Genomic DNA, 22,569 nt, shown 5'->3' with positions numbered 1-22,569 from the left:
GCTTATCCGCCGCTGAGCGCGCGCTGGCGCCGCCGCTGCACCGAGCTGCCGATCCCCATCGCCTCGCGGTATTTGGCGACCGTGCGACGAGCGATGTCAAAGCCCTTGGCGTTGAGCAGCTCAACGATCGTGTCGTCGCTCAGGATCTTGGCGCCTTCGTTCGCGACGAGGGAGCGGATCGCGCTTTTCACCGCTTCGGCGGATACCGCATCTCCGCCGTCGGCCGACTGAATCGCGGAGGTGAAGAAGTATTTCAGCTCGAACAGGCCGCGCGAGCAGCTGAGATATTTGTTGGATGTCACCCGGCTGACGGTGGATTCGTGCATCTCGATCGCGTCGGCGATCTGCCGCAGCGTCAGCGGGCGAAGATGCGCCACCCCCTTCAGGAAGAAGGCCTCCTGCTGGCGCACGATTTCGGTGGCCACGCGGATGATCGTCTTCTGCCGCTGGTCGAGCGCCTTCACCAGCCAGTTGGCGCTCGCCAGCATGTCGCCCAACCATGCCTTTGACGCCTTGTCCTGCTGCCCGGAGGATAGCTCCGCGTGGTAGCGGCGATTGACGAGAACGCGGGGGAGGGTGGCATTGTCGAGCTCCACCACCCATCCGCCACGCGTCCGGCGAACGTGTAGGTCAGGCGTCACCGCCTGCATCGGCTCCCCACCGAAGCGCAGGCCGGGCTTTGGATCATAGCCGCGAAGCTCGCGGATCATGTCCGCCATATCCTCGTCATCGACCTCGCAGATCCGCTTCAGCCGGGGCAGGTCGCCACGCGCCACCAGATCGAGGTTGGCGATCAGCCGCGCCATCGCCGGATCGTAGCGATCCGCCTCCTTCGCCTGAAGCGCGATACATTCCGCCAGATCGCGTGCACCGACGCCGGTCGGGTCGAAGGTCTGCACGACCGTCAGAAGGCGTTCCACCTCCCCCAACGCGACGCCCAGCCTGGTGGCGACGTCGAGCAGATTGGCGGTGAGGTAGCCGGCTTCGTCGATCAGATCGATCAGATGCTGGGCGAGGAACAGATCGGTGCCGCCAAGCACTTCGCCGGCCTGTTTCAGAAGATGGTCGGCCAGCGACAGGTCGCCGGCTGCGAAGGCGTCGAGATCCGGCCCGTCCTCGGGGCCTGCGCCGGCCGCTCCGTTCAGCCCCAGGCCGTCGCCGGCCACCCGATCACCGACCATGCCGTCAGTGGGGCCGTCGTCAAACCGTTCGGCGACGATGTCGACATCCAGCGCCTCGCCGGCCGCCTCGCCGGCGATGATGAGTTCGTCGGCGGGTGCCGGCTCCTCGCGCAGCAGCTCTGGCTCCCGCTCGGGGACGGGCGAATCATCCGTTGCGGGCAGCGCCTCCAACAGCGGGTTCTTTTCCAGCTCCTCCGCAATCACGCCCTCGATCTCGAGATTCGACAGCGTCAGCAGCTTGATCGCCTGCTGCAGTTGCGGCGTCATCACCAGCGATTGCGACTGGCGCAGGTCGAGGCGCGGGGCGAGACTCATCGCACGACCATCCCGCGCGCGGCATGAGCGTGGTTGTGCCCGACGCCACCCCGGCCACGCACGGTCCAGGCCTGGGCCAAGACAGTGAGGAGAGCGGGGTTCAGCATCGGATCAGAGCGAGAATTCTTCGCCCAGGTAGAGCCGCCGCACGTTGGGGTCGGCGACAAGATCCGCCGGGGCGCCGGAGAACAGCACGCGGCCATCATAGATGATATAGCCGCGATCGACGATCTCGAGCGTCTCGCGCACGTTGTGATCGGTGATGAGCACACCGATGCCGCGGCTCTTCAGCTGCTTCACCAGTGCGCGGATGTCGGCGATCGACAGCGGGTCGATGCCGGCGAACGGCTCGTCCAGCAGGATGATCGACGGATCGGCTGCGAGCGCCCGCGCGATTTCCGCGCGGCGCCGCTCACCACCGGACAAGGCCATGGCGGGCGCGTCGCGCAGCCTGGTGAGCCCGAATTCGTCGAGTAGTTTGTCGAGCTTCTGCTGGCGTGCCGTAGCGTCCGGCTCGTTCAGTTCGAGAACGGTCAGGATGTTCTTTTCGATCGTCAGCCCGCGGAAAATCGAGGTTTCCTGCGGCAGATAGCCGAGCCCCAGGATCGCACGCCGGTACATCGGCAGCCCGGTGATATCCTCGCCGTCGAGCATGATCCGCCCGGCGTCGGGCTTCACTAGCCCCATGACCGAATAGAAGCACGTCGTCTTGCCGGCGCCGTTGGGGCCGAGCAGGCCCACGACCTCGCCACGACCGACCGACACCGACACGTCGCGCAGCACGGTACGCTTGTCATAGGACTTCGCGATCGAGACGACCTGAAGCCCATCGGAGATCGGCGCTTCGTGGACTGCTTCCACTTCGTCGAGTGTCGTGACGTCGTCCATCGCCTGTTCTTGCCTCGCCAATCGTTCCAGTGCCGCGTCAGTCGCAGGGCAACTGGCAGGGATCATGCATCACCGATGATGCATAATGCACGCGTGGAGGGAAACCCCCGATCGCGGTGCGTTGCTCCCGGTCAGTTTCGCTTGGGGACCGAGAAGGTGCCGGTGACGCGGCCCGACGGCGCCGTCGTGGTATTGCCCGCGCCGCCGCTGCCGCCGCCGCGGACCGACGATCCGTCAATCACGGCGCGACCGGTGTCGAGGTTGATCGTCAACCGCCCGCCGTTCACCGTGTTGGCGCCCTGCGTCAGCGACACGCCGCCAATCATGGTGATGACGCGCCGGTTCAGATCATAGACCGCAAACTGGCTGCGTGCCGTCTGGTCGGGGCGACGCACCACGACGCCGCCGGACGCATCCAGCCGCGAAACCTGCGGGCTGCCGTCGACCACCTGACCGGTGTAGTTCACGGTCATCCGCGCGGCGCTCAGCGACATTTCAGCCTGGCGCACGGACACATTGCCCAGCAGCACCGCCCGATTGGCGCGATCCTGCAGCTCGATCGTATCGGCGGCAAAGTCGATCGGCGCATTGGTATTGTGCCGCGTCTGAGCGCCGGCCGAGGTCGCCAGCGAGGCGGAGGCCAGCAAAAGGGCGAAAAGGACCGGACGTGTCATGGCGCGCTATCTCGCCCCTCGCGGGTTCACGCGCAAGCGGGCATTGCCACGCAATGTGACGGTTCGCGCCTCAAGATCGGCATCCAGCCTGTCGGCGCTGAACGTACCTTGAGACACGGTCCCCGTCACCGAGTCGCGAGAACGAAGCTTGCGGGTTTTCAGATCAACCTCGGCATCCTGCGTGTCGAGCGTGTAGTTGTTGGGTCCACGGAAGGCGATCGGCCCATCCACGTTCACGCGCTCGCTCTCCATGTCGTAGCGGCCGCTGGGCGCGGTCAACGAAGCGGGGCCATCCTCCAGCCGGATACGCGCGATCAGCTCGTTCAACTGCACGACCGGCTCGGCCGAGCTGCGTTGCACGGCAGAGCCGGCGTTGAGCGAGAACGGCTGCCCCTTGGCATCAGAGCCGCGATATTGCGCCTTCTGGATCTTGAGCCGCTCCTTCGCGACCTCGACCATGTTCTTGTCCAGAACGAAGGAAACATCGCCCGCCCGGGTCAGCGGCGCCATCACCAGGAACGCGGCCAGGACACCGATCAGGACCGGCAGCAACCAGTAGGTCACGCCGATCAGCCGATCGTGCCGACTGCCAGGCGCGGCCCAACGCTGGCGTTTCGTGCGTTCGCGTAGGGCGATCTCAGACATGCGTGCCGCATTTCCCCTGGGGCGTCACCGTTCGGCCGGTGGGCAACAAACGCCACGACGCGCGAAAAGGGCGCAGCGCGCGCCGAACCACGCCGGCCCGCATCGCGGGCACGGTGGGGCGGCAGCGCGCGGCGCAAACGTCAGGCATGCGCGAAGATATCGGTTTCGGGCCAACCGGCGAGATCGAGTTCAGCGCGGTGCGGCAGGAAATCGAAGCAGGCCTGCGCCAGCGCCGTGCGGCCTTCGCGCGCCAGCCGCCGGTCGAGTTCTTCCCGCAGCCGGTGGAGGAAGCGGACGTCGGAGGCGGCATATTCGCGCTGCGGTTCGCTCAGTTCCGGGGCGCCCCAGTCCGACGATTGCTGCTGCTTGGAAATGTCCTGCCCCAGCAATTCGCGAACGAGCTCCTTCAGGCCATGACGGTCGGTATAGGTGCGCACCAGCCGCGACGCGATCTTGGTGCAATATACCGGGGCGGCAACGATCCCCATATAGTGGCGGATCGCCGCAATATCGAAACGACCGAAGTGGTAGAGCTTCAGCCGGGCCGGATCGGCCAGTGCCGCGCGCAGATTGGGCGCGGCATAATCAGAACCGGGGTTGAACCGCACGAGATGCTCATCCCCCATGCCGTCCGAAATCTGCACCAGGCACAGCCGGTCGCGCGGGGTGATGAGGCCCATCGTCTCGGTGTCCACGGCGAGCGGGGCGCCCGGTGCGAACACATCGCCCGGCAGGTCTTCTTCATGAAAATGTACGGCCATCGTCGTGCCGTAGCGCGACGAGCAGAAAGGCTCAACAACCCACCGCACACTGACGTTTTTGCAGCAAATCAAGCGACAAGCTGTGCTTTCAACGCGACAGTTACGCAATGATCGAAGCGTAATACTTGTTTTTGGCGACGATTCTATTCGCGATGGGTGCCAGGATGCGCTATGACGAGTCTCGTGGCGCATCAGCTTTCGCGTCACGAAGCTCCGCGCCGGCCGTCCATCGCGCGGGACTTGAACGATTTTGCGGGCGGAGCGGGAAGACGAACAGGGTTTATGGGTTACGACAAAGGTGGCCGCGGCAATCGTGGCGGACGCGGGCGCGACAAGCGCGATGACTTCGGCGGCGGCGATTTCGGCGGCGACTTCGGTGGCGGCGGCGGTTTCGGCGGCGGCGGTTTCGGCGGCGACCGTGGTGGTTTTGGTGGTGGTGATCGCGGCGGCTTCAGCGGCGGCGGCGGTGGCTTCCGTGGCGGCGGTGGCGGCTTCGGCGGCGGCGGCGGCGGCGGTGGTTTCCGCGGCGGCGGCGGCGGTGGCGGCGGCTTTGGTGGCGGCAATCGCATGCCTCCGCAGGTCGTTGGCGAAGGCACCGGCGTGGTCAAGTTCTTCAACGCGCAGAAGGGCTTCGGCTTCGTGGTTCGCGATGACGGCGGTGAGGACGTGTTCGTGCACATCTCCGCAGTCGAGCAGGCTGGCCTGACCGGTCTTGCCGAAGGCCAGCCGCTTGGCTTCACGCTCGTCGATCGCGGCGGCCGCATCTCTGCGACCGACCTCAAGATCGAAGGCGAGCCGATGGCGGTGACCGATCGCGCTCCTCCGCGTGATGGCGGCTTCGGTGGCGCTGATCGCGGCCCGCGTCCGGGCGGCGCAGGCGGCCCGCAGCGTGAGCTGACTGGTGAGAAGGCGACCGGCACGGTCAAGTTCTTCAACGCGATGAAGGGCTTCGGCTTCATTCAGCGCGACGACGGTCAGCCTGACGCCTTTGTGCACATCTCTGCTGTTGAGCGTGCAGGCATGTCGAGCCTGAACGAGGGCGATCGCCTGTCGTTCGAGATCGAAGTCGATCGTCGCGGCAAGTACGCAGCGGTCAACCTGTCGACCTCCAGCTAATACCCCGCTTCTGCTACTAGGAGAGGGAAGGGCCGTCCGGGACAACCGGGCGGCCCATTTTCGTTGCGGCGCGGTCAACAGCCTGGCCCGCATGTGAAATCATGGCGCGTTTCGGTACGAGGCACGGCACGGGGCGACATGCGAGGGCGCGGCGGCAGGCGGTGCTACGGCTCTTGAGGACGCGTCGGCGTGACAACCGGCATTCGCCTCAATCGCCGATTGCGTGAGCCGGCGGCATTGCCGCGAGTGGCCGACAGGTTCTAGGTGTGGGGCAACCCCATCGAAAGGTCATCTGTTGCGCCTGGTTCTCCCGCTCTTGTTGTCGATCGCCATTCCCGCCCTTGCCACTGCCCAGACCAGCCCAGCCCCATCAAAGGCAGGCGCTACAACGCTGACCGCGACCCAGGCTGCCGAGGGCGCGAAGCTCCGCCGCTTGTTCGAGGAAAGCAATGAAGCCGCGCTGCGCCGCAACCCGATCGAGGCGATTTCACGCGGCGATTTGCGCTACGCTGACCGGCTGGGGGACTATTTCACCCGCGCCTATGATGAGGCGGAGCGGCAGGCGCTGGTCGATGATCTGAAGGCGTTGAAGAAGATCGACCGCACGAAGCTGGGGCCGGTCGACAGGATCGCCTATGATGTCTTCGAAAGCGATCGCGCGCGCGACCTGAAGGCGTTTGACCCCGCCCTGCGCCGCATCAGCGACGTGCTGCCGGTCAATCACTTCCGCGGTTTCCAGACATTCTACCCCGAGTTCGCCTCAGGGCAGGGCGCTGCGCCGTTCAAGACGACCGAAGACTATGACAATAATCTGAAGCGCAACGCGCAATATGCGGCGCTGGTCGATCGGATCATCGAGCGCGCGCGGGTCGGCATGGCGCAGGGCATCATGCCGCCACGTCTGGTGGTGCAGAACGTGATTGGACAGCTGGACAATCTGCTCGCCCCGCCGGTGAAGGAGTCGCTGTTCTACGAACCAGTGACGAAGTTTCCCGACACCGTCGCCGCCGCAGATCGCGCCCGCCTGACGGCGGCCTATGCAGCGCAGGTCACCGATGTGCTGAACCCGGCCCATCAGCGGCTGCGCGACTTCCTGCAGCGCGACTACCTTTCCAAGGCGCGCGACACGATCGGCATGTCCGCGCTGCCGGGCGGGGCGGCTTATTATGACTATCTGATCGAAAGTAACACGACCCTGCCGCTGAAGGCCGAGGATGTGCACCAGCTCGGCCTGCGCGAAGTGGCGCGGATCCTCGCCGAAATGGAGCAGCAGAAGGAGCGTGCCGGGTTCAAGGGAAGCTTGCCCGAGTTCTTCCGTCATCTGCGGACGGACCCGCGGTTCCAGCCCAAGTCCGCCGAGGAGATCGCCGCCGGCTATGCCGCGGTCGGCAAGAAGGTCGATGCGCGGGTGCGCGAGCAATTCGCCCTGATCCCAAAGACGCCGCTGGATATTCGTCCGGTCCCCGCGTTCCGGGAAAAGACGGCAGCGGCGGGATCCTATCAGTCGGGGACGCCCGACGGTTCGCGACCGGGTATCTTCTATTACAACACCTACGATCTGGCGAACCGCTACCTGTGGGGCATGGAGACGCTGTACCTCCACGAGGCGGTGCCCGGCCACCATTTCCAGATCAGCCTGGCGCAGGAGAACGAAAGCCTACCCGCGTTCATGCGCTTTGGCGGCAATACGGCGTTCGTCGAGGGGTGGGGGCTTTACGCCGAGACGCTGTATCCCGAGCTTGGCGTCGAAACCGACCCGTATCAGCGGATGGGCGGACTGAACGACGAGATGCTGCGCGCGATGCGGCTGGTGGTCGACACCGGCATCCATGCCAAGGGTTGGACCCGCGAACAGGCGATCCGCTACATGATCGACAATTCGCCAATGCCGGAAAGCGACGCGACCGCCGAGGTGGAGCGCTACATCGCGATTCCGGGCCAGGCACTTGCCTATAAGATCGGGCAGCTGACCATGCTGCGGCTGAAGGCGGACGCGAAGGCGAAGCTGGGCGCCAAGTTCGACCCGCGCGGCTTCCATGCGACTCTGCTGGATACGGGCGCGCTGCCGATGCCGGTACTGGAGCGCAAGGTGGCCGACTGGATCGCCGGGCAGCGCTGACGCGGATGCCGATTTTCCGCGCGATCCTGGCCGGCGGCACGCTGCGTGATCGATTGATCGCCAGCGCCGGCGGGGTCGTCGGCGTTGGCTTGACAGGTGCGCTGGCGATCTTCCTGCTTCATCCGGTCGGTGCCAGCCCCTGGCTGGTCGCGCCGATGGGAGCGGCAGCGGTGCTGGTGTTCGCCGTACCGGCGAGCCCGTTGGCGCAGCCGTGGCCAGTGATCGGGGGCAATACGATTTCCGCGCTGGTCGGCATTGCGGCGGCGCAACTGATCCCGGATCTGGCGCTCGCCTCGGGCGTCGCGGTCGGTGGTGCGATCCTGATCATGTCGCTTTGCCGCTGCCTGCATCCACCGGGAGGCGCGGCCGCGCTGACGGCGGTCGTCGGCGGGCCAGCGGTGGCATCGATGGGCTATTGGTTCGCGGTGGTGCCGGTCGGGCTCAACGCCGTGCTGCTCGCGCTGGCCGGCATCGTCTTCCACCGCTTCTCAGGCCATTCCTACCCGCATCGGCCGGTGGCTTTGGTGAGCCACGGCGCGCCAGATGCGGAGGATGTGGATCGCGCGCTGGAGGACATGGGTGAGGCCTATGACATCGATCGCGAGGATCTGACGCTGCTCGTCCAGCGGGCGGTCCATCATGCGGCGGTTCGGCGTGCCTTGCCGCCGCCGCGCCGCCGATAACCGACGTTTATTGCGTTCGGGCGCGGGCCGCGGCGACAGCTTCCTGGAGGCGATCGAGCGGCAGCGCACCTGAGAGGACGCGGTCACCCACAACCCATGCCGGCGTCCCGGTGATTCCGAGCTTTGTCGCAAGACCGATGTTGCCGGCAAGCTCGGTATCGGCGTCATCGGGAATCTTGCTGAGATCGACACCCGCGGTGCGTGCCGCCGCCGCGATTGTGTCAGCGGTGACCGGGCCGGCCTCGTACAGCGCGTTGTGGAAGGGGACAAAGCGGCCCTGCGCCGCGGCAGCGAGCGAGGCACGCGCGGCGTCGCGGCTTTCTTCCGCCAGGATCGGCAGTTCGCGGAATACCACCCGCACCTTCGGGTCGCGCTGGATCAGCTGCTCGATGATCGGCAGGCTGGCCCGGCAATAGCCGCAATTATAGTCAAAGAATTCCACCAAGGTGACGTCGCCATTGGGATTGCCCATGATCGCGCCCTTGTACGGCGTTTCGATGCGCGACCGGTCGGCGGCAATGGCCTTGCCGCTTTCGCGCTCCTGCAGCCGCTGCATGGCCTGCGGGATGATCTCCGGATTGGCGAGCACATAGTCGCGCACGACCTGTTCGACCCGGCTCATGTCAGCGCCCGAAAGTTCGCCCGGCGCCGCGCGCTCGGCGAGCCACATGCCGCCAGCACCAAAAGCGGCGCCAAGCACCACGAGAAGCAGCAGTTGAAGACGGTTCATCGACGCTTCTTCTTGCCGTCTTCGAGTGCTTGCTGGGAGGTCATCGAAATATCCTGTGCCCGAATCCAGTCCGGTGTGTTCTGGGGAATACCGCCCATCGCATAGCCGGCGCTGATCGCGGCGGTGCGCGCATCGCCCATCATGCTGGCCCGTTCCGCAGTGGCCAATGCCGCGCGGGCGGGGTCGCCGAGACGATCATAGACGGTGCCAAGCTGCTGCCAGGCGAAGGGGTTCTGATCGTCGCGCGCGACGGCGACCCGCAATACCTTCTTCGCCTCGTCGTAATTCGCCGTGTTCTCGGTAGCGATCAGCGCGTGGCCAAAGGTCGTCGCGATCAGCGGGTTGTTGCGCGATCCCTCAGTCGCGGCACGCAAGGGTGCCAGTGCCTCGGTCGGCTTGCCAGCCTCCAGCAGGATCTGCCCCTTGATCTCGAGGAAATACGGATCGGTCGGCTTTGCTTTCACCAGCGCATCCGCCTCGGCATCGGCCTTTTCCGGGAAGCCGCCGCGATGGAAGGCATAGGCGCGTGCATAATGACCGTAGATGGTCTGGTTGCTCTCGGGATACTTCTGCAGCGCCTGGGCGGGCGGCAGCAGATAGCCGTCGAGCTTCGCCTGCACGCGCTTGAAGCGGTCCTCCCAATCCTGGTTGAGCGGCTTGCCCCAGGCGGGCGACGATTGCAGCGATTCCGAGATGGCGGCGATACGCTCGGACGAGACCGGGTGGCTGAGCATATACTCGACCTTGCGCGTGATCCCGTAGCGATACTCGAGCTGCTGCATCGTCTTGAAGAAGTTGAGATACCCCCTGCCGCTGATACCGGCACCGTTGAGGTATTTGACGCCGGCGGCATCCGTCGACGCTTCCTGCTGGCGCGAGAAGGCAAGGTATTTGCCGACAGCCGCCTGCTGACCCGCAGCCAGGAGACCGGCGCCCGCCTCGCCAGCACCGGCCGCCATCGCGGCGAGGCCAAGCACCATCGACAGGATCGTGATCCCGGTGGCTTCCTGATAGCCGCGGCCGGCGAGCGTTACGTGCCCGCCAGTGATGTGGCCCAGTTCGTGGGCGATCACGCCCTGGACCTCATTGGCGGTTTTCGCCGCCTGCAACGTGCCGGAGTGAACGTAAACGATCTGGCCGCCAGCGACGAAGGCGTTGATCGAATCGTCGTTGACGAGAACGACGCGCACATCGTTGGGTGACAGGCCCGCCGCCGTGACGAGCGGCGCCGTCATGTCGTGCAGCAATGCCTCTGTTTCGGCATCGCGCAGGATCGATTGTGCCTGTGCCGGCTGCGCCAGCACCATGCAGGCCAGCGTGGCCGCGGCGGCGAACCGGAGAACCTGCTGACGCCGCTGCGGCCTGCGGTGGCCGCCAGCGGCGTCTTGCTGGAGGGAAACAGCCATGCGCCGGACCCATGGCGACGGCGGCTGAACCGTCGCTGAAGCCCGGCGCATATCTGTCACCGCGCGCTCATCATGCGCCGAAGGTACGCTGCCACCAGCCGCGGCGCGGGCTCGCCTCGCCGCCAGCGTCAGCCTCTTCATTGCCTTCAGCAGCCGCATCGGCCGGTGCGGCACCGTCAGCACCGCTGCCGGGCACGGTTGCGGTCTCGGTCGCCTGCGGTGGCGGCAGGTCAGCGGACGGCACGTCCACGATCGGCACGTCCGCCTTCTTGCGGCGCGTACGCTTCGGCTTGGCAGGTGCCTCCTCAGCGGCGGTCACCTCGGCAGGTGCTGTCTCGGCAGCGTCGGCCGCGGCCGCGGGAGCGTCAGCCTTCTTACGGCGGGTGCGCTTCGGCTTGGCGGGTGCCTCCTCAGCTGCGGGCGCGTCTTCGGTAGCCGGAGCGATCGCTTCGATCCCCGGGGTGGCGATCGGCGCGGCCTCGGCAAGGGGAGCGGCCTCGACCGGTGCCTCGACAGCCTTCTTGGCGCGCGGGCGACGGCGCGTCTTGGGCGCAGCCGGCTCGGCAACAGGCTGTTCAGGCTCTGCGGCGACCGGCGTCGGCTCGGCCGGAGCCGGCTCGACGACCGCAGCCACTTCGGGGCTGCTCTCCGGTGCGACTACCGGCGCATCGATCGGCGAAGCGTCGGTCTGTTCGCCGGCGGTATCCGCCGACTGGCCATCGCCATTCTCGCGCCGCCGCCGGCGACCACGGCGATTGCGACGGCGACGTCCGCCTTCGCCCTCGCTGTCGTGGGCGGCTTCGGCGGTGCCTTCGAAGGTTTCGCCTTCGTCATCGCCTTCGACCACGTCTTCTTCGGCCAGGTCGGCATTGGAAGCGGGCACCTCAGCGCCGCCCACCGCGTCGGCATGATCGCCTTCGCCATTGGGCCGGCCACGACGGCCGCGACGGCGCCGCCGCTTGCGGCCGCCCTCGCGCTGCTCGTCGCTGCGCTCCTCAGAGGAACGCGGCGCTTCGTCCTCGACGATGACCTCGTCTTCCTCTTCCTCGATCTCCTCGGGGATATCCTCCTCGATTTCCTCGACGGGCGGATCGAACTTCGGCGCGTAGGCGGGCGGCGGGCCGGAAGCCTCGACCTCCATGCGGGCGCCTTCCTGCTCGCCATCGGGCAGGATCTCGACCGTCACGCCGTAGCGATCCTCGATCTCGGCAATGTCGGCGCGCTTGCGGTTGAGCACGTATACCGCTGCCTCGACGCTGGCGCGCAGCGTCAGGATCGAGCCGCGACCGCGGGCGGCTTCGTCCTCGATGAGGCGCAGCGCGCTGAGACCGGCCGACGATGCGGTGCGCACGAGACCGGTGCCTTCGCAATGCGGGCAGGGGCGGGTGGAGGCTTCGAGCACGCCGGTGCGCAGGCGCTGACGGCTCATTTCCATGAGGCCGAAGGACGAGATGCGGCCGACCTGGATGCGGGCGCGATCGTTCTTCAGCGCCTCCTTCATCGCCTTCTCGACCTTCCGGACATTGGAATTGTTATCCATGTCGATGAAGTCGATGACGACGAGGCCGGCCATGTCGCGCAGGCGCAGCTGGCGTGCGATTTCCTGCGCGGCCTCGAGGTTCGTCGCCGTCGCGGTCTGCTCGATATTATGCTCGCGCGTCGAGCGGCCGGAGTTGATGTCGATTGAGACCAGTGCCTCGGTCGGATTGATGACGAGGTAACCGCCCGACTTCAGCTGCACCACCGGGTGGTACATCGCGGCGAGCTGATCCTCGACGTGGCAGCGCTGGAACAGCGGGATGGGGTCGCTGTAATGCTTTACCCGCTTCGCGTGGCTGGGCATCAACAGACGCATGAATTCCTTCGCCTGGCGATAGCCTTCGTCACCCTCGACGATCACCTCGTCGATATCCTTGTTGTAGATATCGCGGATCGCACGCTTGATGAGGTCGCTGTCACCATAGATCAGCGCGGGTGCGGCGCTGGTCAGCGTCTTTTCGCGGATCCCATCCCACAGGCGGGCGAGATAGTCGAAATCGCGCTTGATCTCGGTACGCGTACGGCTGAGGCCGGCGGTGCGCACGATGCAGCCCATCGAAGGCGGCAGCTCGAGCTCGGCCATGATCGACTTCAGTCGCTTGCGATCGGACGAATTGCTGATCTTCCGGCTGATCCCGCCGCCATGCGACGTGTTGGGCATCAGCACGCAGTAACGGCCGGCGAGCGACAGATAGGTCGTCAGCGCCGCGCCCTTGTTGCCGCGCTCTTCCTTGACGACCTGGACCAGCAGCACCTGACGGCGGCGGATCACGTCCTGGATCTTGTAGCGGCGGCGCAGGTTCATGCGACGCTGGCGCAGCGCCTCCACCTGATCGTCGTTGATGCCGGTGGTCGGGACGGGGGCGCCTTCGCCTTCCTCGCCCTCTGCGGCATCGAGATCGCCCGAATCGTCGCCATCAACGTCGTCGCCATCATCCATGATGTCGCCGTCGTCGTCCTCTGCCGCTTCCTGCTCGGCGCGCAGCTTCGCTTCCTCGGCGGCATGCTCTGCCTCCTCGCGCAGCAGCGCCTCGCGATCCTCCTTGGGGATCTGGTAATAGTCAGGGTGGATTTCGGAAAAAGCCAGGAAGCCGTGACGATTGCCGCCGTAATCGACAAACGCCGCCTGCAGCGACGGCTCAACGCGCGTCACCTTGGCAAGATAGATATTCCCTTTGAGCTGCTTGCGCTCAGCACTCTCGAAATCAAACTCTTCGATGCGGTTTCCCTTGACGACCGCCACGCGGGTTTCTTCCCGGTGGCGTGCGTCGATCAGCATGCGCATGGTCATTATAAGGTCTCCACGCGCGCCACACGCCGCCGGACGGCGGGGGCGCGCGATGATGAATCGGTGCCGGCGTATGGTCGCCGGGCACGCGGATGGTGGTGGACTGTGCCTTCGTTTGCCGCGCATGGCCGGGCGATACGCCCTGGACCGTCTCCACGCCCGCGCCGCCGGCAAAGGCCGGTCGGAACTGCGGTGCGGGAATATGCAACATGCAAACGTCAACCTGAAGGCCCGTGCCGGCGCAGGGCCGGTCGGGCGGTGGGTCGGAGGCGGGCGCAGTAGGCGACCGCACGCCGATCAATTCATGAGGTAGCAACTAAGTCATCCTTCGGCAACCGGAACAAGTCTGCCGGCCGGTCGGCAATAACTTGCCGAACGCGCTGTTAACCGTGATACGAAACCGCGCCTTGATAAGCGGCAACTAGACCGACCCAACAGGGAAGGAAGGGTTAGCGTACGATGGCTTTTCGCTGGACCGAGGAGCGGCCGGCACGGCATGTACGACGTATGTCGGTGTTGTTCGCGTTATTCGCCGGCCTGTCGCTGGCGCTGCCTGCCTGGGCGGCAAGGGTTGAGCATGTCGAGGTCGGCAACGACCGGATCACGATCCGCTTCGATGAAGCGGTGCGTGGCGCGTCGAGCTTCATCCTCGACACGCCGCAACGGATCGCGATCGACATCGATGGCGCGCGGCCCGGTGCCCCCAGCCGCGGCAATGGCGCGATAACCGCGGTCCGGCAGGGGTGGCGCGGCGCGGACGGCGCCCGCGTGGTGCTCGACCTCGCGCAGCCGATGATCGTGACCAAAGGTTCCTTCGACGACGACGGGCGAAAGCTGGAACTGTCGCTGCGCGAAGTGGACGGCCGGCGCTTTTCTGCCGCCAGCGCTGCCTCCCCGCTCAGCTTCCTGCCGTTCGGCTGGGGAGAGTCGCGGCCCAAGTACAAGGTCAGCGTTCCCGTTCCCAAGGCGAAAAAGGCCGTTCTGCCGCGCGTGCAGGGCGACGACAGTCGCCCGCTGGTGGTGATCGACGCGGGGCACGGCGGCAACGATCCCGGTGCCATCAACCCGGAAACCGGCCTGCGCGAAAAAGACCTGACGCTGAAGATCGCCAAGGCGATCCGCGACGAATTGCTCGATTCGGGCCGCGTGCGGGTCGCGCTGACCCGTGATGACGATCGCTATATCCTCCATCGTGAGCGGTTCGGCATCGCCCGCCGGCTGGGCGCCGACCTCTTTATCTCTGTCCATTGCGATAGCGCGGGTAACGTCGAGGCGACGGGTGCCACCGCTTACACCCTGTCCGACGTAGCATCCGACAAGGAAGCGGCGCGGCTGGCGGCGCGCGAGAACAAGGCGGACGTGATCGCCGGGGTGAACCTGGACGAGGATGCCGACGTGTCGTCGATCCTGATTGACCTGACCCAGCGCGAGACGATGAATGCGTCGGCCGGCTTCGCCCGGCTGCTGGGGCGTGAGGCAAAGCCGCTGATTCCGACCAAGCAGAATTTCCACCGCATGGCATCGCTGCTGGTGTTGAAGGCGCCGGACATGCCCTCGATCCTGTTCGAGACGGGCTATATCTCCAACGCGCAGGATGCCGCTTTCCTCGACAGCCGCGAGGGGCGCGAGCGGGTTGCGCAAAGCGTGCGACGGGCGGTCGAGGTGTATTTCGCCCGGCGGACGACGCAGACGGCATCGCGCTGATTATCGCCGACCTTGCTCGATTCGGCGGAGTTTTCCGCGCCGTTGTTGCCAGCCGCATGGCCGCTGCCTAAACACCGGCGCTGCGTATGGTGTCCGAACCCCCCGAACCGATGAAGCTGCAACGTCGCACGAACGGCCTTGGCCAGTCGCTGTCCGACCTGTGGCAGCGCCGGTGGGTGAAGGCGCTGGCGGTTCTGGCGGCGATCGGCCTGCTCGTCGCGGGGGGCGGCTGGTGGTTCATCACGCGCGACCTGCCGTCGGTTGAGCAACTGCGGACCTACGAGCCGCCGCTTCCAACCAACGTAAGGGCGATCGACGGATCGCCGATCTATTCCTACGCCCGCGAACGCCGCGTCGAATTGTCGTTCAACGAATATCCCAAGATGCTCGTGAACGCCTTTCTGGCGGCAGAGGACAAGACCTTCTTCGAACATCACGGCGTCGATTACCCCGGCCTTGCCGGCGCGGTGGTCGATTACGTGTCGAAGCTGGGCAGCGGACAGCGTGCGCGCGGCGGATCGACCATCACCCAGCAGGTCGCCAAGAACCTGCTGATCGGCAACGAATATTCCCCGACCCGCAAGATCCGCGAAGCGATCCTGGCGTGGCGTATCGAGGATACGCTGACCAAGCCGCAGATCCTGGAATTGTATCTCAACCAGATCTTCCTGGGACGGAACGCCTATGGCGTGGAGGCGGCAAGTCACGCGTATTTCGACAAGGAGCTGGACCAGCTGAGCCTGCCGCAGATGGCGTATCTCGCCATTCTGCCGAAGGGCCCGGCCAACTATGATCCGTTCCGCGATACCGAGCGGGCGATCAGCCGGCGCAACTGGGCGTTGGGTGAGATGGAGCGCAACGGCTTCATCACCGCGGCGCAGCGCGCAGAGGCACAGGCGCAGCCGATCGGCGCGATCGTGACGCGGGTGCCCAAGTTCGAGCGGGTCGGCGGATATTTCGTCGAGGAGGTTCGCCGCGAGCTGATCAACAAGTTCGGCGAGACGGCGCGCGACGGACCGTACAGCGTCTACTCCGGCGGGCTATGGGTGCGGACCTCGATGGACCGCGGCGTCCAGGAGGCGGCCGCGCAGGCGCTTCGCGACGGGCTGCTGCGCTTTGATCGCGGCCGCGGCTTCTCCGGGCCGCTGCGCCAGGTGACGATCAACGGCGATCGCTGGCAGTCGGCGCTGCTGAACACCAACATCACGCTCGATTATGGCGACTGGCGGCCGGCCATCGTCATCGCGCGCGATGCATCCGCAGCCCGCATCGGCTTCGCCAATGGTGAAGAGGGCGTGCTGCCGCGCGCGGCAGCGCAGATGCCGCTGCGCGGGGAGGGGACGCCGGCCTTCGGTACGCTGGAGCCGGGCGACATCATCGCGGTGGCGCCGCAAGGCGGCCAGTTCGCGCTGCGATCGGTGCCCAAGATTTCGGGCGGGTTCGTGGTGCAGGAGCCCCAGTCGGGCCGGATCCTGGCAATGCAGGGCGGGTTCGACGCATCGCTCCAGTCGTTCAATCGCGCGACACAGGCGATGCGCCAGCCCGGGTCGACCATCAAGCCGATCGTTTATGCCGCTGCGCTGGAGCACGGCATGACGCCGGCGTCGATCATCGTCGATGGGCCGTTCTGCGTCGATCAGGGCGCGCGGCTGGGGCAGAAGTGCTTCCGCAATTTCGGCAATTCGCGCGGTGCCGGACCACGCACGATGCGCTGGGGCGTCGAGCAGTCACGCAACCTGATGACGGTGCGCGCGGCGGCGCAGACCGGCATGGCGAACGTCGTGCGCCTGATGAAGGCAATGGATATCGGCGACTATCAGCCGTATCTTTCCTATGCGCTGGGCGCAGGCGACACGACCGTGATGAAGATGGTCAATGCCTATGGCGTGCTGGCCAACCAGGGCCGGTGGCACGCGCCGACGCTGATCGATTTCGTGCAGAACCGCCGTGGCCGGGTGATCTGGCCGGAGAATTGGCGTGCGTGCGATCGCTGCAACATGCCCGAGTGGGATGGCAAGGCGATGCCCCGCCCGGTGGCACGCGGCAAGCAAGTGCTCGACGCGATGTCCGCTTTCCAGATGGTGCACATCGCCGAAGGCGTCATCCAGCGCGGCACGGCGACGACGCTGCGCGACCTGAACCGCCCGATCTTCGGCAAGACCGGCACCAACTCGGGTCCGAAGGACGTGTGGTTCATTGGTGGTACGCCGCAGATGGTGGCTGGCGTGTACATCGGCTATGATTCGCCAGTGAACCTGGGTGGCTACGCGCAGGGTGGCACGCTGGCCGCGCCGATTTTCAAGCAATGGGCGGTGAAGGCGTATGAAGGCCTGGAGCCGCTGCCGTTCCGTGCACCGCCGGGGATTCGCATGGTGCGTGTCGACCGGGCCAGTGGCCGCCCCGTGTTCGGTGCGTGGCCGAGCGGCAACGATCCCAAGCCCGCCGTGATCTGGGAAGCTTTCAAGCCGCAGGCGGAAAGCCGTCGCGCGGCACGCCGCACAGGACCTGCGCCAGTGTCCAGTGCGACCGCGACAAGCGCGGCGAAGAAGCAGGCGAGTGACAGCGACTTCTTGCAGCGAGAGGGCGGCATCTACTAAGTCGCCGCTTTGTTATTTAGATCGTCATCCCCGCACCACGGGAATTCATCGGCCGGCTGGGCCGCGTTACTGGATTCCCGCACCCCGCTGGTCTGACGGAATTGGAGAATTACCATGCGCGCCGAAGCGCAGGCCCATGTCGCAACGATCAACGAGGCGCTCGCGCTGCTCCGGCGCAGCCTCGATTGGGATCGTGCGCTGCGGCGCCTCGACGAACTGAACGCGCGGGTCGAGGATCCGACGCTGTGGAACGACCCCAAGGGCGCGCAGGACGTGATGCGCGAGCGTCGCCGGCTGGAAGAGGCGATCACCGCCACGCGCACGATCGAGCGTGAACTCAGCGACACATCCGAATTGATCGAGATGGCCGAAGCCGAGGGCGACGAGGAAATGGCGTCGGAAGGCACGACGGCGCTCGCCCAACTCGCGGAACGGGCGCAGAAGGACAAGGTAAAGGCGCTGCTGTCAGGCGAAGCCGATGCCAACGACACCTATATCGAAATCAACGCGGGCGCCGGCGGTACCGAGAGCCAGGACTGGGCCGAAATGCTTCAGCGCATGTACACGCGCTGGGCCGAACGGCAGGGCTATAAGGTCGAACTGATCGACTATCATGCCGGTGAGCAGGCGGGTATCAAGTCGGCAACGTTGCTGGTGAAGGGCGAGAACGCCTATGGCTATGCCAAGGTCGAAAGCGGTGTGCACCGTCTGGTCCGCATCAGCCCGTATGACAGCTCGGCACGCCGCCACACCAGCTTTTCGAGCGTGTGGGTCTATCCGGTGATCGACGATTCGATCGACATCGAGATCAACGACAGCGAGCTGCGCATCGACACCTATCGTGCGTCGGGTGCGGGTGGGCAGCACATCAACACGACCGACTCGGCGGTGCGTATCACTCACTTGCCGACCGGTATCGTGGTCGCCTGCCAGAACCAGCGATCGCAGCACAAGAACAAGGCCGAGGCCTACAATCAGCTGCGCGCGCGCCTGTACGAGCACGAACTGCGCAAGCGTGAGGAAGAGGCCAACACGATCAATGCGGCGAAGACCGACATTGGCTGGGGCCACCAGATCCGATCCTATGTGCTTCAGCCGTATCAGCTGGTGAAGGATCTGCGCACGGGCGCAACATCGACCTCGCCGGGCGACGTGCTCGACGGGGATCTCGACGACTTCATGGCCGCCGCGCTGGCGCAGCGCGTGACGGGTGAGGCAGTCGAGGTGGAAGACGTCGACTGAGCGTGCCCGACGCCTCCCCTCATTCTCTTCCACGCCAGCGCACCGGCCGGCGCCGTGCGTTGGCGCTGGCGCTGCTCCTGCTTGCTGCCTGTGATGGGGGTGAGCCGCTCATCAAGAAGGAGCCGAAGGAGCCTGGCCCGTTCCCGGTTGCCGATCGTCCTGTGGCGACCATCGTGTCGTCGCGGTGGTCGAACGAAGAAGCGCGTGACCGGCTGAACGAGGCCGCGGCGGTGATGGCCAAGGCCGAGATCAAGCCGGGCATTACCGTGGCCGACATCGGCGCGGGCGAGGGATATTATACCATTCGCCTGGCGCAGAAGGTGGGAGAGGAGGGCCGCGTTCTAGCGCAGGACGTGATCCCCGCGGTCCGCGACACATTGGCCGAGCGCGTGGCACGCGAACGGCTGGACAATGTGAGCGTGAAGCTGGGTGAGGGCGCGGATCCCAAACTGCCGGAAAACAGCTTCGACCGCATTTTCATGGTGCATATGTATCATGAGATCGAGGAGCCGTATGAGTTCCTCTGGCGTATGCGCCCCGCGCTTCGCCCGGGTGGGTTGGTGGTAGTGGTAGATGCGGATCGCCCGACGGCGAACCACGGCACGCCGCCCGCGCTGCTCCGCTGCGAATTCGGGGCGGTGGGATATCAACTGGTCGCGATGACCCCGATGGCCTCGGCCGGGGGGTATCTTGCGACGTTCCGGGCGGTGGGTGAGCGGCCCGAACCAAAGGATATCAAATCCTGCCGCCTTCCGCCGTCACAAAAGACCACGGGCGCGAAAGCTGACCATGGCGTCGCCAGCCAGCACGAGATGGTCGACGAGCCGAATCCCTAGGCTGCTCAGCACATCCGCCACACGGCGGGTCGTACGAAAATCCTCCGCCGTTGGCTCGGGATCGCCGGAGGGATGATTGTGCGCCATTACGATCTCGCGCGCGCCCATCGCGAGGGCCACGCCCACCACCGAGCGGAGCGGCACCTCCACCGATGCCATCTCGCATGAGGACACGTGCTGAAGCCCCAGCGTCGCCCCGGCCGTGTTGAGAAAGACGAAGGCTACCGACTCGTGCCTTGCCCCCGCCAGGGTTTGAAGGTGCTGCACCGTCGCGGGGTCAAGATTCTGCATCTCCTTCGCTTCTCCGGGCGTCACCGCGTGGCGCAAGGCCATGGCTCCGTAACGGCGCTATCCCACCGCACGCGACCAGGGTGCTTGGAACCGCACCGCGGTGGCTGTAGGCCGTCGCGATGCGCCAATATCTCGACCTAATGGCTCGCGTGCTCGATTCGGGCGTCGAGCAGATGGACCGCACGGGCACGGGAACGCTCAGCGTCTTCGGCCATCAGATGCGGTTCGATCTGGCCAAGGGGTTCCCGGTACTCACCACCAAGAAGCTGCATTTGCGGTCGATCATCATCGAGCTGCTGTGGTTCCTGCGCGGCGACACCAACGTGCGCTGGCTGCAGGACCGCAAGGTCAGCATCTGGGACGAATGGGCCGACGACAGCGGCGATCTTGGGCCCGTCTATGGCAAGCAGTGGCGCGATTGGGAGACCCCGGACGGTCGCCATATCGACCAGATCAAGGGGTTGATCGAGGACATCCGCACCAATCCCGCCTCGCGCCGTCAGATCGTAACCGCTTGGAACCCCGGCGACTTGCACGCCATGGCGTTGGCGCCGTGCCATTGCCTGTTCCAGACCCATGTCGCGAACGGCCGTTTGTCGCTGCAGCTTTATCAACGGTCGGCCGACATCTTCCTGGGGGTGCCGTTCAACATCGCGAGCTACGCATTGCTCACGCACATGCTGGCGCAGCAATGCGGGCTGGAGGTTGGCGAGTTCATCTGGACCGGCGGCGATTGCCACCTGTATTCCAATCATCTGGAGCAGGCGCGGCTTCAGCTGACGCGCGAGCCGAGCACGTTGCCGCGACTCGAGATCCTGCGGAAGCCCGCCGGTATCGACCAGTATGAATATGAGGATTACGCGCTCCACGGCTACGAAGCGCAGCCGCATATCAAGGCGCCGGTCGCAGTATGACCTTGCAGTTCACCTCCGGTTCAGCGACTAAGACTACATCTGTAATCGTAGTTCGGGAGGTCAGGATGCGCGAATATCTCATCACCATCAGCACGGCGACTCTTGCCGCCTTGCTGCTTCAGTTCGGTAGCCCTCCAGCTCCGTCGAACGCCGCTGCGCCGGTCGCGAACGAAGGCGGCGCTCGGTAAGATGTCAGCGCCTGCCACCCTGACGCTTCATCTAGCGCGTGCGGCCAATGGCGTCATCGGACGTGATGGCGGGCTGCCGTGGCATCTGCCGGCGGATCTCAAGCGGTTCAAGGCGCAGACCCTTGGTCGTCCGATGATCATGGGGCGCAAGACGTTCGAGAGCTTCCCGTCCCCACTACCCGGCCGGCGCCATATCGTTCTGACCCGCGATACCGCTTGGCAGGCGGCGGGTGCAGAGGTCGCGCATAGCCCTGAAGAAGCGCTTTCGCTCGCCGGGAACGATGCCGCTGTGATCGGCGGCGCGGACGTGTTCGCGCTCTTCTCCAATCGTGCCGACCGCGTCGAACTGACGGAGGTTCATGCGACGCCTGACGGCGAGACGATCGTGCCTCCCTTCACCGGCTGGCGCGAGATCTTTCGCGAGGATCATCCCGCCGAGGGCGACCGGCCCGCCTTCAGCTTCGTGACACTGGTGCGCTGACCCACAGGCCGCTATGCGCCGCTGCAATGGAGCGGCAGGGACCCATCAGGCTGGACGATAGCGAGGCGTTGCCCGAGCCGTTGCGCGGCGCGATCGTCGCTCTGGGCAATTTCGACGGCTTTCACCTTGGCCATCAGGCAGTGGTCGGACGTGCCGTGGAGCGCGCCCGCGCTGAGGGGCGTCCAGCCTTGGTCGCAACATTTGATCCGCATCCGATGCGGTTCTTCAAGCCCGACACGCCGTGGTTCCGGCTGACAACGCTTGATCAGCGGGCCGAGCTGGTCCGACAGGCCGGCGCGGATGCGCTGCTTGTGTTTCACTTTGACGCGGCGCTTGCGGCGGAATCGGCGGAGGCGTTCGTCACGTCGCGGCTGATCGGCCAGGTTGGCGCGGCGGGTGTGGTGACCGGCGCCGACTTCACCTTCGGCAAGGGGCGATCGGGCGACGTGGCCATGCTCGCCGCATTGGGCCGCGATCTCGGACTGTCCGCAGATACCGTCGGCGCAGTCGCGCTCGACGGAGAAAAGGTGTCATCCACCAGCATTCGCAGCGCGCTGCGCCAAGGGCGTCCACGCGACGCCGCGCGACTGCTGACGCGGCCGTTCACCATTCGCGGCGAGGTGCGTCACGGCGACAAGCTGGGACGTGAGATCGGCTACCCCACCGCCAATGTCGATCTCGGCAACTATCTGCGGCCCGCTTACGGCATCTACGCGGTGCGAGTGACGTTGGAGGACGGACGCGTGTTCGATGGCGCGGCGAACCTGGGGATCCGGCCGAGCTTCGATCCGCCCAAGGAACTGCTTGAGCCATATCTGTTCGATTTTTCCGGCGATCTTTACGGGCAGGTGATCGACGTCGCGCTGGTCGATTTTCTGCGGCCGGAGGCAAAATTCGACACGCTTGAGGCGCTGACTACGCAAATGGCGGCGGACTGCGACAAGGCGCGCGAACTGCTGGCGCGCTAACCC

Annotated in this window: 20 protein-coding genes; 11 read left to right on the top strand and 9 right to left on the bottom strand. The window is 65.8% G+C overall.

Features of this window, described 5'->3' with window-relative positions; translation table 11 throughout:
• Positions 1–2 precede the first annotated feature (2 nt).
• The 5 genes from rpoN to K0S66_RS02360 all read right to left on the bottom strand — a co-directional run bounded on the left by rpoN (position 3) and on the right by K0S66_RS02360 (position 4,464).
• Complete coding sequence (gene rpoN / locus K0S66_RS02380) at positions 3–1,496, bottom strand: RNA polymerase factor sigma-54 (protein WP_301073496.1); 1,494 nt, start codon at positions 1,494–1,496, stop codon at positions 3–5.
• Positions 1,497–1,607: 111 nt separating this feature from the next.
• Positions 1,608–2,384 carry an LPS export ABC transporter ATP-binding protein gene (gene lptB, locus K0S66_RS02375; RefSeq protein WP_301073495.1) on the bottom strand — a complete coding sequence of 259 codons (777 nt, stop codon included), beginning with the start codon at positions 2,382–2,384 and terminating at the stop codon, positions 1,608–1,610.
• Between the two features lie 131 nt (positions 2,385–2,515).
• Entirely contained in the window at positions 2,516–3,058 is a 543-nt protein-coding gene (locus K0S66_RS02370) for an LptA/OstA family protein (RefSeq protein ID WP_301073494.1), read from the bottom strand.
• Between the two features lie 6 nt (positions 3,059–3,064).
• Positions 3,065–3,703, bottom strand: coding sequence for an LPS export ABC transporter periplasmic protein LptC (gene lptC, locus K0S66_RS02365; RefSeq protein ID WP_301073493.1), 639 nt, complete (start codon positions 3,701–3,703; stop codon positions 3,065–3,067).
• Between the two features lie 140 nt (positions 3,704–3,843).
• Positions 3,844–4,464, bottom strand: coding sequence for a ribonuclease H-like domain-containing protein (locus tag K0S66_RS02360; RefSeq protein WP_301073492.1), 621 nt, complete (start codon positions 4,462–4,464; stop codon positions 3,844–3,846).
• A gap of 282 nt (positions 4,465–4,746) precedes the next feature.
• Between K0S66_RS02360 and K0S66_RS02355 the strand changes: the two genes are divergently transcribed.
• From K0S66_RS02355 to K0S66_RS02345, 3 genes are all read left to right on the top strand, one after another.
• Positions 4,747–5,580: a cold-shock protein gene (locus K0S66_RS02355; RefSeq protein WP_301073491.1), complete on the top strand. Its 834-nt coding sequence runs from the start codon at positions 4,747–4,749 to the stop codon at positions 5,578–5,580.
• 295 nt (positions 5,581–5,875) lie between these two features.
• On the top strand, positions 5,876–7,699 hold the full coding sequence (locus tag K0S66_RS02350; protein ID WP_301073490.1) for a DUF885 family protein: 1,824 nt from the start codon (positions 5,876–5,878) through the stop codon (positions 7,697–7,699).
• Between the two features lie 5 nt (positions 7,700–7,704).
• Positions 7,705–8,382 carry an HPP family protein gene (locus tag K0S66_RS02345; RefSeq protein WP_301073489.1) on the top strand — a complete coding sequence of 226 codons (678 nt, stop codon included), beginning with the start codon at positions 7,705–7,707 and terminating at the stop codon, positions 8,380–8,382.
• Between the two features lie 7 nt (positions 8,383–8,389).
• Here the strand turns inward: K0S66_RS02345 and K0S66_RS02340 are convergent, their stop codons facing one another.
• The 3 genes from K0S66_RS02340 to K0S66_RS02330 all read right to left on the bottom strand — a co-directional run bounded on the left by K0S66_RS02340 (position 8,390) and on the right by K0S66_RS02330 (position 13,336).
• Positions 8,390–9,112, bottom strand: coding sequence for a DsbA family protein (locus tag K0S66_RS02340; RefSeq protein ID WP_301073488.1), 723 nt, complete (start codon positions 9,110–9,112; stop codon positions 8,390–8,392).
• Positions 9,109–10,419 carry a M48 family metalloprotease gene (locus K0S66_RS02335; RefSeq protein ID WP_301073794.1) on the bottom strand — a complete coding sequence of 437 codons (1,311 nt, stop codon included), beginning with the start codon at positions 10,417–10,419 and terminating at the stop codon, positions 9,109–9,111. The genes K0S66_RS02340 and K0S66_RS02335 overlap by 4 nt, the downstream gene beginning before the upstream one ends.
• Positions 10,420–10,588: 169 nt before the next feature.
• Complete coding sequence (locus tag K0S66_RS02330; RefSeq protein WP_301073792.1) at positions 10,589–13,336, bottom strand: Rne/Rng family ribonuclease; 2,748 nt, start codon at positions 13,334–13,336, stop codon at positions 10,589–10,591.
• Between the two features lie 468 nt (positions 13,337–13,804).
• Between K0S66_RS02330 and K0S66_RS02325 the strand changes: the two genes are divergently transcribed.
• From K0S66_RS02325 to K0S66_RS02310, 4 genes are all read left to right on the top strand, one after another.
• Entirely contained in the window at positions 13,805–15,049 is a 1,245-nt protein-coding gene (locus tag K0S66_RS02325) for an N-acetylmuramoyl-L-alanine amidase (RefSeq protein ID WP_301073487.1), read from the top strand.
• Positions 15,050–15,159: 110 nt separating this feature from the next.
• Entirely contained in the window at positions 15,160–17,646 is a 2,487-nt protein-coding gene (locus tag K0S66_RS02320) for a transglycosylase domain-containing protein (RefSeq protein WP_301073791.1), read from the top strand.
• 114 nt (positions 17,647–17,760) lie between these two features.
• Positions 17,761–18,888, top strand: a complete 1,128-nt coding sequence (prfB, locus tag K0S66_RS02315) for a peptide chain release factor 2 (RefSeq protein WP_301073486.1) — start codon at positions 17,761–17,763, stop codon at positions 18,886–18,888.
• Positions 18,889–18,947: 59 nt separating this feature from the next.
• A complete protein-coding gene (locus K0S66_RS02310) occupies positions 18,948–19,724 on the top strand; it encodes a class I SAM-dependent methyltransferase (RefSeq protein ID WP_301073790.1) in 777 nt (258 codons plus the stop codon).
• On the opposite strand, the gene K0S66_RS02305 is transcribed toward K0S66_RS02310, so the two are convergent.
• A complete protein-coding gene (locus tag K0S66_RS02305) occupies positions 19,647–20,057 on the bottom strand; it encodes a JAB domain-containing protein (RefSeq protein WP_301073485.1) in 411 nt (136 codons plus the stop codon). The genes K0S66_RS02310 and K0S66_RS02305 overlap by 78 nt on opposite strands.
• Positions 20,058–20,134: 77 nt before the next feature.
• Between K0S66_RS02305 and K0S66_RS02300 the strand changes: the two genes are divergently transcribed.
• The 4 genes from K0S66_RS02300 to K0S66_RS02285 all read left to right on the top strand — a co-directional run bounded on the left by K0S66_RS02300 (position 20,135) and on the right by K0S66_RS02285 (position 22,566).
• Positions 20,135–20,929 (top strand): thymidylate synthase, encoded by a 795-nt coding sequence (locus tag K0S66_RS02300; RefSeq protein ID WP_301073484.1) that lies wholly within the window; start codon positions 20,135–20,137, stop codon positions 20,927–20,929.
• A 65-nt stretch (positions 20,930–20,994) separates the two neighbouring features.
• On the top strand, positions 20,995–21,117 hold the full coding sequence (locus tag K0S66_RS02295) for a hypothetical protein (protein ID WP_301073482.1): 123 nt from the start codon (positions 20,995–20,997) through the stop codon (positions 21,115–21,117).
• A gap of 1 nt (position 21,118) precedes the next feature.
• A complete protein-coding gene (locus tag K0S66_RS02290; RefSeq protein ID WP_301073481.1) occupies positions 21,119–21,598 on the top strand; it encodes a dihydrofolate reductase in 480 nt (159 codons plus the stop codon).
• Positions 21,599–21,624: 26 nt separating this feature from the next.
• On the top strand, positions 21,625–22,566 hold the full coding sequence (locus K0S66_RS02285) for a bifunctional riboflavin kinase/FAD synthetase (RefSeq protein WP_301073480.1): 942 nt from the start codon (positions 21,625–21,627) through the stop codon (positions 22,564–22,566).
• Positions 22,567–22,569 lie beyond the last annotated feature (3 nt).

The organism is Sphingomonas sp. (genome assembly GCF_029239295.1).
GTDB lineage: Bacteria > Pseudomonadota > Alphaproteobacteria > Sphingomonadales > Sphingomonadaceae > Sphingomonas.
This window is presented reverse-complemented; position numbering and strand designations above follow the sequence as displayed.